General features: G+C 67.3%; 14 protein-coding genes and 1 tRNA gene. 8 read left to right on the top strand and 7 right to left on the bottom strand.

Annotated elements, in window-relative coordinates; genetic code table 11:
• Positions 1–29: 29 nt before the first annotated feature.
• Genes D2T30_RS08065 through D2T30_RS08080 form a run of 4 tightly spaced genes read left to right on the top strand, consistent with a single transcriptional unit; the run spans position 30 to position 4,415 of the window.
• Entirely contained in the window at positions 30–974 is a 945-nt protein-coding gene (locus D2T30_RS08065) for an ABC transporter permease (protein ID WP_128208455.1), read from the top strand.
• Positions 971–1,786, top strand: a complete 816-nt coding sequence (locus D2T30_RS08070; RefSeq protein WP_128181397.1) for an ABC transporter permease — start codon at positions 971–973, stop codon at positions 1,784–1,786. The genes D2T30_RS08065 and D2T30_RS08070 overlap by 4 nt, the downstream gene beginning before the upstream one ends.
• Positions 1,783–3,429 (top strand): dipeptide ABC transporter ATP-binding protein, encoded by a 1,647-nt coding sequence (locus D2T30_RS08075; protein WP_128208456.1) that lies wholly within the window; start codon positions 1,783–1,785, stop codon positions 3,427–3,429. Before D2T30_RS08070 ends, D2T30_RS08075 begins: the two co-directional genes overlap by 4 nt.
• The gene (locus D2T30_RS08080; RefSeq protein ID WP_128208457.1) at positions 3,426–4,415 is read left to right on the top strand and encodes a P1 family peptidase; all 990 of its coding nucleotides are present in this window, start codon (positions 3,426–3,428) and stop codon (positions 4,413–4,415) included. The genes D2T30_RS08075 and D2T30_RS08080 overlap by 4 nt, the downstream gene beginning before the upstream one ends.
• Positions 4,416–4,640: 225 nt before the next feature.
• Here the strand turns inward: D2T30_RS08080 and D2T30_RS08085 are convergent, their stop codons facing one another.
• The gene (locus D2T30_RS08085) at positions 4,641–5,402 is read right to left on the bottom strand and encodes a DUF1013 domain-containing protein (RefSeq protein ID WP_128208458.1); all 762 of its coding nucleotides are present in this window, start codon (positions 5,400–5,402) and stop codon (positions 4,641–4,643) included.
• A gap of 134 nt (positions 5,403–5,536) precedes the next feature.
• Between D2T30_RS08085 and D2T30_RS08090 the strand changes: the two genes are divergently transcribed.
• The gene (locus D2T30_RS08090; protein ID WP_128208459.1) at positions 5,537–6,190 is read left to right on the top strand and encodes a ribonuclease T2 family protein; all 654 of its coding nucleotides are present in this window, start codon (positions 5,537–5,539) and stop codon (positions 6,188–6,190) included.
• A gap of 201 nt (positions 6,191–6,391) precedes the next feature.
• Here D2T30_RS08090 and D2T30_RS08095 read toward each other — a convergent pair whose 3' ends face one another.
• The 3 genes from D2T30_RS08095 to D2T30_RS08105 are packed head-to-tail and all read right to left on the bottom strand — an operon-like array spanning position 6,392 to position 8,320.
• Entirely contained in the window at positions 6,392–6,580 is a 189-nt protein-coding gene (locus tag D2T30_RS08095) for a DUF3008 family protein (protein ID WP_128181407.1), read from the bottom strand.
• A gap of 52 nt (positions 6,581–6,632) precedes the next feature.
• Positions 6,633–7,619 carry an NAD(P)H-quinone oxidoreductase gene (locus tag D2T30_RS08100; RefSeq protein WP_128208460.1) on the bottom strand — a complete coding sequence of 329 codons (987 nt, stop codon included), beginning with the start codon at positions 7,617–7,619 and terminating at the stop codon, positions 6,633–6,635.
• 17 nt (positions 7,620–7,636) lie between these two features.
• Positions 7,637–8,320, bottom strand: a complete 684-nt coding sequence (locus D2T30_RS08105; RefSeq protein ID WP_128208461.1) for a COQ9 family protein — start codon at positions 8,318–8,320, stop codon at positions 7,637–7,639.
• Positions 8,321–8,437: 117 nt separating this feature from the next.
• On the opposite strand from D2T30_RS08105, the gene rpsU reads away from it, so the two are divergent.
• Together rpsU and D2T30_RS08115 are read left to right on the top strand one after the other, a co-directional pair.
• The gene (gene rpsU, locus D2T30_RS08110) at positions 8,438–8,644 is read left to right on the top strand and encodes a 30S ribosomal protein S21 (RefSeq protein ID WP_128181413.1); all 207 of its coding nucleotides are present in this window, start codon (positions 8,438–8,440) and stop codon (positions 8,642–8,644) included.
• A 121-nt stretch (positions 8,645–8,765) separates the two neighbouring features.
• The gene (locus D2T30_RS08115; protein WP_128208462.1) at positions 8,766–10,214 is read left to right on the top strand and encodes a TrkH family potassium uptake protein; all 1,449 of its coding nucleotides are present in this window, start codon (positions 8,766–8,768) and stop codon (positions 10,212–10,214) included.
• 114 nt (positions 10,215–10,328) lie between these two features.
• On the opposite strand, the gene D2T30_RS08120 is transcribed toward D2T30_RS08115, so the two are convergent.
• On the bottom strand, positions 10,329–10,787 hold the full coding sequence (locus D2T30_RS08120; protein ID WP_128181417.1) for an Lrp/AsnC family transcriptional regulator: 459 nt from the start codon (positions 10,785–10,787) through the stop codon (positions 10,329–10,331).
• Between the two features lie 215 nt (positions 10,788–11,002).
• Between D2T30_RS08120 and D2T30_RS08125 the strand changes: the two genes are divergently transcribed.
• Positions 11,003–11,079, top strand: a tRNA-Arg gene (locus D2T30_RS08125).
• Between the two features lie 70 nt (positions 11,080–11,149).
• Here the strand turns inward: D2T30_RS08125 and ispG are convergent.
• Both ispG and D2T30_RS08135 read right to left on the bottom strand, forming a co-directional pair.
• Complete coding sequence (gene ispG / locus D2T30_RS08130) at positions 11,150–12,271, bottom strand: flavodoxin-dependent (E)-4-hydroxy-3-methylbut-2-enyl-diphosphate synthase (RefSeq protein ID WP_128208463.1); 1,122 nt, start codon at positions 12,269–12,271, stop codon at positions 11,150–11,152.
• A gap of 79 nt (positions 12,272–12,350) precedes the next feature.
• Positions 12,351–13,610, bottom strand: a complete 1,260-nt coding sequence (locus D2T30_RS08135; protein WP_128208464.1) for a helix-turn-helix domain-containing protein — start codon at positions 13,608–13,610, stop codon at positions 12,351–12,353.
• Between the last annotated feature and the right edge of the window lie 36 nt (positions 13,611–13,646).

A 13,646-nucleotide genomic window follows, 5' to 3' on the forward strand; every position in this document is an offset into this window, starting at 1 on the left:
GCCCGCCCGTCCCGCGCGACCTTCGCGCGATGGCCCGTTACCTGCTGACCCGATCGCTCATGCTGTGTCTCAGCCTTCTGGCTGCGAGCCTTGTCGTCTTTCTGGCGATCGAGGTGGTGCCGGGCGATCCGGCCAGCTACATGCTCGGCATGAACGCCGCGCCGGATACGGTGGCGGCGCTGCGCGACCAGCTTGGCCTCGATGAGCCGCTGGCATGGCGCTATCTGCATTGGGTCTTCGGCATGATGCGCGGCGATTTCGGGGTGAGCTATACCTACAAGGTGCCGGTCGCCGGGCTGATCGCCGACCGTCTGGCGCTGTCGCTGCCGCTTGCGGGGCTGGCGCTGGCGCTGTCGGCCGCGCTGGCGCTGCCGCTCGGGCTGATCGCGGCGGCGCGGCGGGGCAAGGCCGCGGATGCGGCGGTCATGGGCGTCGCGCAGATCGGCATCGCGCTGCCGAATTTCTGGTTCGCCATGCTGCTCGTGCTGCTCTTCGCGCTGCGCTGGCAGATGCTGCCGGCGGGCGGCTTTCCGGGCTGGTCCGATCCCGTCGCGGCGCTGCGGTCGCTGATCCTGCCCGCGGTGGCGCTGGCCTTGCCGCAGGCGGCGATCCTCGCCCGCGTGCTGCGCTCGGCGCTGATCGAGACGATGGATCAGGACTATATCCGCACTGCCCGCGCCAAGGGGCTCAGCCGCAGTCAGGCGCTGACCCGCCATGCGCTCAGGAACGCGCTGATCCCGGTGCTGACCATCCTCGGCATGCAATGCGCCTTCCTCATCGCCGGAGCGATTATCATCGAGAACGTGTTCTACCTGCCCGGCCTCGGCCGGCTGATCTTTCAGGCGATCACGCAGCGCGACCTGATCGTCGTCGAATCGGGCGTCATGCTGCTGGTCGTGACGGTGATCCTCGTCAGCTTCGTGACCGACCTCGCCTATGCGCTGGTCGATCCCCGGCTGCGGAGGCGGGGATGAGGCCCACCCTCCTCCCCGGCTTGATCCTGACGGCGGTGGCGCTTGGCGCGGCGCTTCTGTCCTTCGTCTGGACACCATGGGATCCGGGCGCGCTGGCGGTGACGCAAAAGCTGCAGCCGCCCTCGGCGGCGCATTGGTTCGGCACCGATCATCTGGGCCGCGATATCCTGTCGATGCTGATGACGGGGGCGCGGACCTCGCTATCAGTCGCGCTGGTCGCGGTGGGGATCGGCGCCGGGATCGGGGTGCCGCTCGGCCTTGCGGCGGCGGCGCGGCGCGGCGGCGTGGTGGATGGGGTGATCGCGCGGCTCAACGACCTGATCTTCGCTTTCCCGGCGCTGGTGACGGCGATCCTGTTCACCGCGAGCCTCGGCCCCTCGGCGATGAATGCCGTGCTGGCGATCGGGATCTTCAACATCCCGGTCTTTGCGCGGGTCGCGCGGGCCGGGGCGCTCAGCCTCTGGACGCTCGACTACATCCGCGCCGCGCGGGTGGCGGGCAAGGGGGCGACGCGCATCTCGGCCGAACATGTGCTGCCCAATATCGCCAGCCTGCTGATCGTGCAGGCGACGATCCAGTTTTCGCTCGGCATCCTCGCCGAGGCGGGGCTGAGCTATGTCGGCCTCGGCGCGCAGCCGCCGACGCCCAGCTGGGGCCGGATGCTGGCCGATGCGCAGACCTTCGTCACCCTCGCGCCGCATGTCGCGCTGTTTCCGGGCTTTGCCATCGTGCTGACGGTGCTGGGGCTGAACCTGCTGGGCGACGGGCTGCGCGATGCGCTCGACCCCCGGCTCAAGGGGCGGCTCGCATGAACCTGCTGACCGTCGAGGCGCTGAAGGTCACGATCGGATCGCAGCCGGTGGTGGAAAACGTCTCGTTCTCCCTCGCCCCGGGCGAGATCCTCGGCATCGTCGGCGAATCCGGCTCGGGCAAGTCGATGACCGCGCTGGCCATCATCGGCCTGCTGCCCGAGGGCGCGTGCGCCGAAGGCGCCATCGAATTCGACGGCCGACAGATCCTGTCGATGGAGGAATCCGACCTGTGCGACCTGCGCGGCGACGGGATCGGGATGATCTTTCAGGAACCGATGACCGCGCTGAACCCGCTGATGACCATCGGCGATCAGGTGGCGGAAACGCTGATGGTCCACCGCAGGATGCGCCGGGGCGAGGCGCTGCGGATCGCGCGCGACCGGCTCGACCGGGTCGGGCTGACGGGGGATCGGTTTCCGCTGACCCTTTACCCCCACGAACTGTCGGGCGGGCAACGCCAGCGGGTCGCCATCGCCATGGCCATCGCCCTGCGCCCCCGCCTGCTGATCGCGGACGAACCGACGACGGCGCTGGACGTGACCACGCAGGCCGGGGTGCTTGCGCTGCTGCGCGATCTGGCCCGCAGCGAGGACATGGCCCTGATCCTCATCACCCACGACCTCGCCGTCACGGCGGCCATGGCCGACCGCGTCGCGGTGATGAAGGACGGCATCGTGGTCGAGGACCGCCCGACCGAGGCGCTGTTCCGCGCCCCCGCCGAAGGCTATACCCGCGCGCTGCTGCACGCCTCGCTGCCGCGCGCGCCTTCGGCTTTCCCGAAATATCCCCCGGGAGTCGCCGCAGGCGACGGGGGCAGCGCCCCCGCGACGGATGCCGCCGGCGCGCTCCTGCGGGTCGAGCACGCCTGCCGCAGCTACCGCCTGCCGCGCCCCCGCCCCTTCGCCCCCCGGCCGCTGCGCGCCGCGGTGGACGATGTGTCGTTCCGGCTCGAAGCGGGGGAATCGCTCGGCCTCGTCGGACCTTCAGGCTGCGGCAAATCCACGCTCGCGCGGGCGATCGTCGGGCTCGACCGGCTGGACAGCGGCGGCATCACGCTTGCCGGCACGGCGGTGGGGCCGGACATGCCCGCCCCGGCCCGCGCCGCGATGCAGATCGTATTTCAGGATCCCTACGGCTCCTTCGACCCGCGCCAGCGGGTGGATACGCTGATCGCCGAACCCTTCCACCTGACCGGCCGCCCCGCCGGCTGGCGCGACCGGGTGGGCGAGGCGCTCACCGATGTCGGTCTTTCCCCCGGCGACGGGCGGCGCTTCATCCACGAATTCTCCGGCGGGCAGCGCCAGCGCATCGCCATCGCCCGCGCGCTGATCACCCGGCCAAGGCTGATCGTGCTAGACGAGGCGGTCTCGGCGCTCGACGTGCGGGTGCGGGCGCAGGTGCTCGACCTCCTCGAACGGTTGCAGGAGCGGCACGGGCTTGCCTATCTGTTCATCTCGCATGATCTTTCGGTGGTGGGGGCGCTGACCTCGCGCTGTCTGGTGATGGATGCGGGCCGCATCGTCGAGGACGGCCCGACTGCCCGGATCCTGACCGCGCCCCGCCACCCCGCGACGCAAAGGCTGGTCGCCGCCACGCCGAAGATCCCGCCCGGCTGGCTGACACCCGAGGAGAACCGCCGATGAAACCCGGACCGCGCAACCTGATCACCGATGTCGCGGGGCTGCTGGTCGGCAATGCGCAGGATGGGCGGCTCCTGTCGGGCGTGACGGTGCTGACGGCGGACCATCCCTTCACCGCGGCGGTGCATGTGATGGGCGGCGCGCCCGGCACGCGCGAAACCGACCTGCTCGCCCCCGACAAGCTGGTCGAAAAGGTGGATGCGCTGGTGCTGTCGGGCGGCTCGGCCTTCGGGCTCGACGCGGCCTCGGGCGTGTCCGACGGATTGCGCGCAATGGGGCGCGGCTTCAAGGTGGGGGGCATGCGGGTGCCGATCGTGCCCTCAGCGATCGTCTTCGACCTGCTGAACGGCGGGGCGAAGGACTGGACCGACAACCCCTATCGCGCGCTCGGCCGGGCGGCGCTGGACGCCGCCGGGGCGGATTTCGTCCTCGGATCGGCGGGGGCCGGTCTGGGCGCGATGACGGGCACGTGGAAGGGCGGGCTCGGCTCCGCCTCGGCGGTGCTGCAAAACGGCCTCACCGTCGGCGCGCTGGTGGTGGTCAATGCGCTCGGCTCCGCCACGGTCGGCGATGGCCCGGAGTTCTGGGCGGCGCCGTGGGAGCTGGACTCCGAATTCGGCGGGCACGGCGCGGCGCGCGACTATCCCGCCGCCGCCGAGCCCCCGCCCGCGAAACGTCTGGGCGAGGCCACGACCATCGCCATCGTCGCGACCGACGCCGCCCTGACCAAGGCGCAGGCGCAGCGGATGGCAACGGCGGCGCATGACGGCATGGCGCGCGCGCTGGTGCCGTCGCATACGCCGCTCGACGGAGATCTGGTCTTTGCCGCCGCGACGGGGCTGCGCCCGCTCGCGGATCCCGTGGGCGACGGCTTCGCGCTGTGCCACGCGGCCTCGGTCTGCCTTGCCCGCGCCATCGCCCGCGGCGTCCATGCCGCGCGCCCGCAACCGGGCGACCGCCAGCCCTGCTGGTTCACCCGCTTCGGCTGATCCCGGCGTTGCGGCGGGGCGCCGCCCCGCACCCCGGGATATTTATGGAAAAACGACGGCAAACCCGCTTTCAGCCCGTCGTTTTTCCATAAATATCCCGGGGGTGAATTGCCCGGCACGGGCAAGAGGGGGCTGGCCCCCTGCCTCCCTCGCCAATGGAAACTCCGGAAAACCAAAGGGCCGCCCCTTCGGACGGCCCTTGCAGCGCTGCCCGTCAGGCAGGCATCAGCGGCGGTGATCTTCTTCTTCCTCGTCGTCGTCATCGGCATGCGGCAGGTTGAAGAAGCTGTCCGCATCCGAGAAATCCTTCGGCGAAGCGGCTTCTTCTTTGCCCGCGCCGAGGGTGAAGCCCTCGAGCCCGGCGATCGAAGACGGCAGGCGCGGCTCGGTCGGCATGCCGAGCGACTGTTCCGTCGACACCAGCTTGCGCCGCTCGTCGTCCGACATCACATCGGTCGCATGCTTCTTGGCGGCTTTCTGCACCTCGGCATCCAGCTCCGACTGCCGGCACAGGCCGAGCGCCACGGGATCCACCGCCGTCATGTTCTGGATGTTCCAGTGCGTCTTGTCGCGGATCGAGGCGATCGTCGGCTTCGTCGTGCCGATCAGCCGGGCGATCTGCGCATCGGCAAGCTCGGGGTGGAACTTCACCAGCCACAGGATCGAATTCGGCCGGTCCTGCCGCTTCGACAGCGGCGTGTAGCGCGGGCCGCGGCGCTTGTCCTCGCCCACGGCGGCGGCGTTGAACTTGAGCTTCAGCCGGTAGAGCGGGTCCTTCTCGCCCTTGTCGATTTCCTTCTGGTCGAGCTGGTTGTGCACGATCGGATCGAAGCCCTTCACGCCGACGGCCACATCGCCATCCGCGATCCCCTGGACTTCCAGCTCGTGCATCCCGCAAAATTCGGCAATCTGCTTGAAGGTAAGGGTCGTATTGTCCACGAGCCACACGGCGGTGGCCTTGGCCATCAGGGGCTTGTTCGTCGTCATAGCGCGATCCTTTTGCACAAATCTCTCCCGGGCCGAGAAACCGGCTGCGGCGCGGTTCCCCCCGTGCCGCGGTCCATTTCTGGTGGGGAATTGCCCAGCTATATAGGGCCGAAAGCGCAAAAGGGGAAGCAAAAATGCGATTCGCGTCACTCACAGCCTTGTTGACGGGCGCGGCCCTGCTGGCCGGCGCCCTGTCTGCGAAAGCGGAAGGAGAGCGGGCCGGACAATTCGATTATTACGTGATGGCGCTGTCGTGGTCGCCCGGCTGGTGTGCGACGGACGGCAGGGGCCGCGATGCCGCGCAATGCGCGCGGGGCTCGGGCGCGTCCTTCGTGCTGCACGGGCTCTGGCCGCAGAACGAGCTGGGCTATCCGAGCGATTGCCGCACGCCGCAGCGCGACCCGACGCGCGCGCAATCGGCGGCGATGGATGATATCATGGGCTCCTCCGGCGCCGCCTGGTATCAGTGGAAGAAGCATGGCCGCTGCGCCGGGCTTTCCGCCGCGGATTACTACGCCACGGCGCGGCGCGCCTATGCCGGCACCCGCATCCCCGAGGTGTTCCGCAATCTGGACCGGGACGTGAAGCTGCCGGCCTCGGTGGTCGAAGAGGCGTTCATCGAGGCGAACCCCGGCCTGATGCGCGACATGGTGACGATCACCTGCGATCAAGGCCGGATCGACGAGGTGCGGATCTGCCTGACCAAGGACCTTGCCCCGCGCCGCTGCGGCGCCGACGTGATCCGCGACTGCCGGAGACAGGATGCGCTGATGGAGAGGGTGCGGTAGGACGAGAAACCGATGCTTTCCGTGGGAACGCCGCGGGGCGCTGCCCTGCACCCCGGGATATTTATGGAAGAATGAAGGCAAACTCCCATTCAGCCCTTCATTCTTCCATAAATATCCCGGGGGTGAATTTGCCGTCAGGCAAAGAGGGGGCTGGCCCCCTTCTTGCCTCGCCACCGGCACGGACGGAAGGCGGTTTCCGCCTCAGTCGTCTTCCAGCTTGTCGGGCAGGCCCTTGAGCGGCGTGGCGGCGAAATCTTCGAGTTCCGCCTCGGTCATGCTGTCGAACATCTCGCGCGCGGCACCCCACAAGGCGTCGGGAGAGGTCTCGCCGCGTTTGGCCGACAGGGCGGCGCCGGCCGCCCTTTGCTGTGCTTTCGATTTCGCGGGCATCGCATCCTCCTTGCGTCTTTCCGGGATCGGCCCGGATCGTTCCGTCCCCGGTTCACCCCACCCGCAAAACGATCTTGCCGATATGGGCCGAGCTTTCCATCCGCGCATGCGCCCGGGCCGCCTCGGTCAGGGGGAATTCGCTGTCATGGATCACCCGCAGCCTGCCCGATTCCAGCATCGGCCAGACATGATCGCGCAATTGCCGCGCGATCGCGGCCTTCGCCGCATCCGACTGCGGCCGCAGGGTCGAGCCGGTGACCGTCAGCCGCCGCATCATCACCTGGGCAAAGTTGATCTCGGCCTTCGCGCCTTCCAGAAAGGCGATGAAGACCAGCCGTCCGTCATCGGCCAGCGCCTTGATGTTGCGCGCGACATAGCTGCCGCCCACCATGTCGAGGATCAGGTCCGCCCCGCCCTCGGCCTGCAGGACCTTGACGAAATCGCCGAGGCGGTAGTTGATCGCGGTAGCGCCGAGCGCCTCGATCGCCGCGCATTTCTCGGCGCTGCCGGCGGTGGCGAAGACCCGCGCGCCAAGCGCCCGGGCGATCTGGATCGCCGTCGTGCCGATGCCCGAGGAGCCGCCGTGGACAAGGAACCTTTCCCCCGCCTTCAGCCCGCCGCGCATCACCACGTTCGACCAGACGGTGAAGCAGGTTTCCGGCAGGCAGCCTGCCGTCTTGAGATCCAGCCATTTCGGCACGCGGATCACATGCGCCGCCGGACAGACCGCATATTCGGCATAGCCGCCGCCGGGCAGCAGCGCGCAGACCGGATCCCCCACGGCCCATTCGCTGACCCCGGGGCCAAGCGCCGCGATATAGCCCGAACATTCCAGCCCCGGCAGGTCCGACGCCCCGGCGGGCGGATTGTAGGACCCCGCCCGTTGCAGCGCGTCGGGACGGTTGACCCCGGCATAGACGACGCGGATCAGCACCTCGCCCTGCGTGGGCAGGGGCACGGCGCGCGTCACGGGGCGCAGCACCTCGGGCGCGCCGGGGGCAGAAATCTCCATCGCCGTCATCTGGACCGGCACAGGCATCCTGATCGCCATTCCTGTCAGAGCCCCTCGGCCGAACGTGTGGTCTTGCCGGGCATCGGGCGGTCACCCGGCGCGCGGATCGCGCCTAGAAGGCCTTTGATCCCCGGCAGGCCGGTGATCCGGCCCTTGATGTTTTCCAACCGCGTCACCTCATCGATGCGGTTCTCGATGAAGGCGCGGGTGTCGGCCTTGCCCTCGCTTTCATCGCCCAGCCAGTATAGCACGGAGCCTGAAATCACCCCCGACAGCGTCAGCCGCTTGGTATACCAGCCGAAGTCCTGCGCGGTGTCTCCAAGGGCGCGCCAGATCACATCCGCCGTTTCCCAGACGAGCTTCGCCCCCGTCGCCGTGTTCTGCGGCAGCGCGAAGACCGAGGCCGCCCGCCGCACCAGTTCGGGGTCCACCAGATCGAGCCGCATCGCCACCGCCGCCGCCACCTTGTCGCGGAACCGCATCCCCTCGGGCCAGACGGTCGTGGTCAGCGCCCGCGCCAGCGCGCGATCCGCCGCCCGGTGATACTCGACCGCCAAGTCGATCGCGCCGCGCGGGCAGACGATCCGCGCCAGCCCCGGATCGACCCCCAGATCCGCCACCGCCTGCCGGAACGCAGGCTCCGACCAGCCGTCGAAAGGCACATGCGGGCTGATCGCCTCCAGCAGTTCCTCCCGCATCCGATCCACATCCAGATGGTCGTTCTTCATCGCGTTTCCTTGGTTTCGGGCCTCGGTTGGCAGGAGTGGACAAAAGTCCGCGTCCCTGCTATATGGCCGCTTCCTGCAATCTGATGCAACTCTAACTTAGGAAGGTGGTGACACCACATGCAGGTCAGCGTTCGCGACAACAACGTCGAACAGGCGCTTCGTGCTCTGAAGAAAAAACTTCAGCGCGAGGGGGTTTTCCGTGAAATGAAGCTCAAGCAGCATTTCGAAAAGCCTTCGGTCAAGAAAGCGCGCGAGAAAGCTGAAGCCGTTCGCCGTGCCCGTAAACTGGCACGGAAGAAGCTCCAGCGTGAAGGCGCTCTCTAAGCACCTGGAATCGCTGGCGAGGTCACCCTCGCGCCGATGACCCCCGTGGCTTGCCTCGGGGGTTTTTGGTTCCCTCCCTCCCCCGCGGCGCCCAGCCATCAGCGCCTCCTCCGAGAACCCGATGCCCGACTTCGGCCCCGTCTTTCACCTGCTTGGCGTGATCCTGCTGTTTCTGGGGATCACGATGATCGGGCCGGTCGCGCTGGATTTCTACGATGGCTCGCCCAATGCGGCGAATTTCGCGCAGGTGATGCTGGAAACCATGCTGTTCGGCGGGCTTCTGGCGCTGGCCGGGCGCTCCGGCGGACCGCGCGCCCTGACACTGCGGCAGGCCTATGTGCTGACCGTCTCGATCTGGATCTGCATCCCGGCCTTCGGCGCGCTGCCCTTCATGCAGGGTGCGCCGCATGCGCGCTTCACCGACGCCTATTTCGAGGCCGTGTCGGGCATCACCGGCACCGGCTTTTCGGTGTTCGCCAAGGTCGAATCGCTGCCCCGTTCGGTGGTGCTGTGGCGCTCGATGCTGAACTGGATCGGCGGGCTGGGCATCGCCTTCGTCGCCATGGTGTTCCTGCCGGTGATGCGCATCGGGGGCATGCGCTATTTCCAGATCGAGGGGTTCGACACCTTCGGCAAGATCATGCCCCGCGCGAAAGACATCGCCCGGTCGCTGCTGGAGGTCTATTCGATCCTGTCGCTGGCCTGCATGATGGCCTATCTGCTGTGCGGCCTGTCCTTCTACGATGCCGTCGTCCATGCGATGTCGACGATCTCGATGGGCGGCTTCGCCTCGCATGATGCGAGCTTCGCGGTCTTCCCGCCCGCCGCGCAATATGCGGGGACGGTGTTCATGCTGCTGTCAGCGATGCCCTTCGTGCGGTTCATCCAGCTTGCGCGCGGACAGGGCAAGGCGCTGTGGTTCGACGTGCAGGTCCGCGCCATGCTGCGCTGGTATGCCTGCGCGGTGGTTCTGGTCATCATCTACCGGCTTTGGCGCGACACCGGGTCGAGCGAGCAGATCATCCGCGAAACCGCGTTCAACATCGCCTCGATGATGACGGGGACGGGGCTGGCCGTCGCCCCGATCGAGCCCTGGGGCAGCTTCGTCATGGTCGTCGCCTTCATCGTCGGCATGATCGGCGGCTGCACGGGATCCACCTCGGCGGCGCTGTCGGTGTTCCGGGTGCAGGTGGTCCTGTCGGTGATGAAATCGGCGATCCAGCAGATGTATGCGCCACACCGGGTGGTGCAGCCGCGCTACGGCGGCAAGCCGCTGGACGAGAACACCATCGGATCGCTGATGCAATATGTCACCGCCTATATCATGACACTGGGCATCTGCGCGGTGCTGATCTCGCTCGACGGGGCGGACATGACCTCAGCGCTGTTCGCGGCCTGGGGGGCGCTTGGCAATATCGGCTATGCGATCGGCCCGATCGGCGGGCCGACCGGCACGATGGTGGGCTTCGGCACCAGCGCCACATGGATCATGACGGCGGCGATGCTGCTGGGCCGGCTTGGGCTGATGGCGTTCTTCGTGCTGTTCCTGCCGCGGTTCTGGCGGGATTGAGGGCAGCTCCCGGCCCCGGCGGCGCAGGGGGCCAGCCCCCTCTTTGCGCTAAAGCGCAAATTCACCCCCGGGATATTTACGGAAACACGAAGGCAGGAAGAGGGGCGCGGCGCCCTAGACGGGCAGCGCCGTGGTCTTGAACACGGTGCGCAGGGCGAAGGAGCTTTGCATCCCCTGCACGCCCGGCAAGCGGGCGAGCTTGGCGCGGTGGATGCGGGCGAAATCCTCGGTATCCTCGGCCACGACCTTCAGCAGGTAATCCGCGGACCCCGCCATCAGATGACATTCCAGCACGTCGGGGATCTTCTTCACCTCGCGCTCGAAGGCCTCGAGCACCTCATCCGCCTGACCCGACAGGGTGATCTCCACGAAAACCGTGGTCGGGCGGCCCAGTTTGCGGGAATCGAGCAGCGCGACGTAATCGCGGATGTAGCCGTCCTCTTCCAGCCGCTGCACGCGCCGGTGGCAGGCCGATGCCGACAGGTTCACCCGTTCCGACAATTCCGCGTTCGATATGCGCCCCTGATTTTGCAACACGGTCAGGATACGGCGGTCGGTGGGATCCAGGGACATTGTCTGCAACGTTTCTCGCACTCGGGGCAACAGTGTCGAAGATATGAGCGCGCGGGCCGCGAAAGGCAAACATTTTTCGACGTTTTCGCCGGATCGGCCGTTGTCGCCCAGTAACACGGCGGCCCCGCCCGCCAGAGATGCGGGAGCCCATCGGAACAGGCCTCGAAAACGGTTGCGTTCCCCCGCGAAATGGGCGATAGCAATCGCGCTGATGCGGTCCCATAGCTCAGCTGGATAGAGCGCTACCCTCCGAAGGTAGAGGCCACACGTTCGAATCGTGTTGGGACCGCCAGCCATTTCCCCCTTAGACATGAAAATGCCGCTTCCGGGCGGAAGCGGCGCATTCGCATGAAGGACGGCGGTTATTCCGCCGCCTTGCTTGCCGCCTCGATCCGTTCGGCACGTTCCTCGACCAGACGGACGATTTCATCGACCATCTGGTCATTGGTCATCTTGTGGCTCTGCTTGCCCGCCATGTAGACCATGCCCGACCCCGCGCCGCCGCCGGTGAAGCCGATATCGGTCATCAGCGCCTCGCCCGGGCCGTTCACGACGCAGCCGATGATGCTCAGGCTCATCGGGGTCTTGATGTGTTCCAGCCGCTTTTCCAGAATCTCGACCGTCTTGATGACGTTGAAGCCCTGCCGCGCGCAGGAGGGACAGGAGATGATCTGCACCCCGCGCGTCCGCAGGCCGAGGGATTTCAGGATCTCGAAGCCGACCTTCACCTCTTCCACCGGATCGGCCGAGAGGCTGACGCGGATCGTGTCGCCGATTCCCATCCACAACAGATTGCCCAGCCCGATCGCCGATTTCACCGTGCCGGACATCATCCCGCCCGCCTCGGTGATGCCGAGGTGGATGGGGGCATCCGTCGCCTCGGCCAGTGCCTGATAGGCGGCGGCTGCAAGGAACACATCCGACGCCTTCACCGAGATCTTGAATTCGTGGAAATCGTTGTCCTCGAGGATGCGGATATGGTCGAGACCGGATTCCACCATCGCCTCGGGGCAGGGTTCACCGTATTTCTCCAGCAGGTGCTTTTCCAGCGACCCGGCGTTGACGCCGATGCGGATGGAACAGCCGTGGTCCCTTGCCGCGCGGATCACTTCCTTCACCCGTTTCTCGTCACCGATATTGCCCGGGTTGATCCGCAGGCAGGCGGCGCCGGCCTCGGCCGCCTCGATCGCGCGTTTGTAGTGGAAATGGATGTCGGCGACGATCGGTACAGGGCTTTCGCGCACGATTTCCTTCAGCGCGCGGGTCGATTCCTGATCCGGCGTGGAAACGCGCACGATATCGGCCCCCACATCGGCGGCGCGGATCACCTGATCCAGCGTCGCCCGGATGTCGGTGGTCAGCGTGTTGGTCATCGTCTGCACCGAGATCGGCGCATCCCCGCCCACGGGCACGTTCCCCACCATGATCTGACGCGACTTGCGGCGTTCGATGGTGCGCCACGGGCGAACGGAATTGAGCGACATGTCAGTCCTCCGGTTTCACCGCCAGACATAGGACAGCCGCCGCCCAAGGGCAACGGCTGGCGCGAATATCAGCGATGCGTCATTCGCCGAGCGACTGCGCCGGAACGACGGCCCCGGCATCGGCGACGGCCACCATCTTCGCCAGATCGCCATCCGAAGACAGATCGGCGACGGAGAATTTCTCATCCAGCGATTCGGGGGTCAGCACGACATTCTTCGTCACCACGCCACGCCGGCCGGCCGGGCCGTGGGCGACGCCGTTGACCGCGAAATAGATCGCGCCCGATTCCCCGATCCGCATGACCGGCGGTTGTTCGAGCTTCGGCACCGCGAAACGTTCGCCCGCATCCATGATCTTTTCCAGAAGGACGCTGCCGTCGGCGGCCTTGATCCGGACCCAGGCGGGGCGCACGGCCAGCACCTCGACCTCGGGCGCATCCTCGCCCATGGTCCGCACGATGCCTTCGCCCGGGGCGGGCGCGGCCGCGGCAAGCTGTTCCCCCGCGGGCATCGGCCCCTGCATCAGCGCGTTCTGCACCACCAGATGCTGGTCCGCCGAACCGCTCCGCGCCAGCAGCCCGGTCTGGTTCGGATCGATCGAGGCGATCGGCCCGTCCCGCGCGATCAGCACCGGCGTATCCAGCGCCTGCGGACGGTAAAGACGATCCAGCGCCTCGGTCGCCGGGGCGTCGGGCAGCGTGTCGTTGTCCGCCATCTGCATCCGCGCCGCCGCCGCGTCGATCGGGTCGATCTCCGCCACCACGCCGGGCGCCTGATCGACGGGGGCAAGCTGCACGCGCTGCACCTCTTTCAGCACGGTCCAGCCGCCATATCCGATCCCGCCGGCCAGAACCGCCAGAACCACCAACGAGCCGACCGCGCGCAGATCGATCCGCGACCAGAAGGGTTCCTGTTTGGGGATGAAGGTGGCGTTGGGATTGGCCAGCGCCTCGGCCAGATCGGGGGAATGCCGGGCGGTCTTGACGCCCGACATCGTCTTCACCCCCGAAGCCGCGGGCGCCATGCCATGCACCGGCTGAAAGCCCGTCTCCTCGCAGAAGCGTTCAAAGGCCCAATCCGGGTCCAGCCCCAGATAACGGGCATAGGACCGCACATAGCCCGCCACGAAGGAGGGCGTGTCGAAGGTCGACAGATCCGCGCTTTCGATCGCGGCGATATAGGACGCCTTGATGCGCAATTCGCGCTGAACATCCAGCAGCGACTTGGCAAGCGTCGCCCGCTCGCCGCGCATGATGTCGCCAAGCTTCAGCTCAAAGTCGTCGAAGCCTTTCGGCCTCTCCGCTTCCTGCGTCGAAGGAACGCTCCTCCGCCCGATCATATGCCTGCCCTGCCTTCACGTATCAGAGGTTCACGA

It is taken from the genome of Paenirhodobacter populi (assembly GCF_004022215.1).
In the GTDB taxonomy this organism is placed as follows: domain Bacteria; phylum Pseudomonadota; class Alphaproteobacteria; order Rhodobacterales; family Rhodobacteraceae; genus Rhodobacter; species Rhodobacter populi.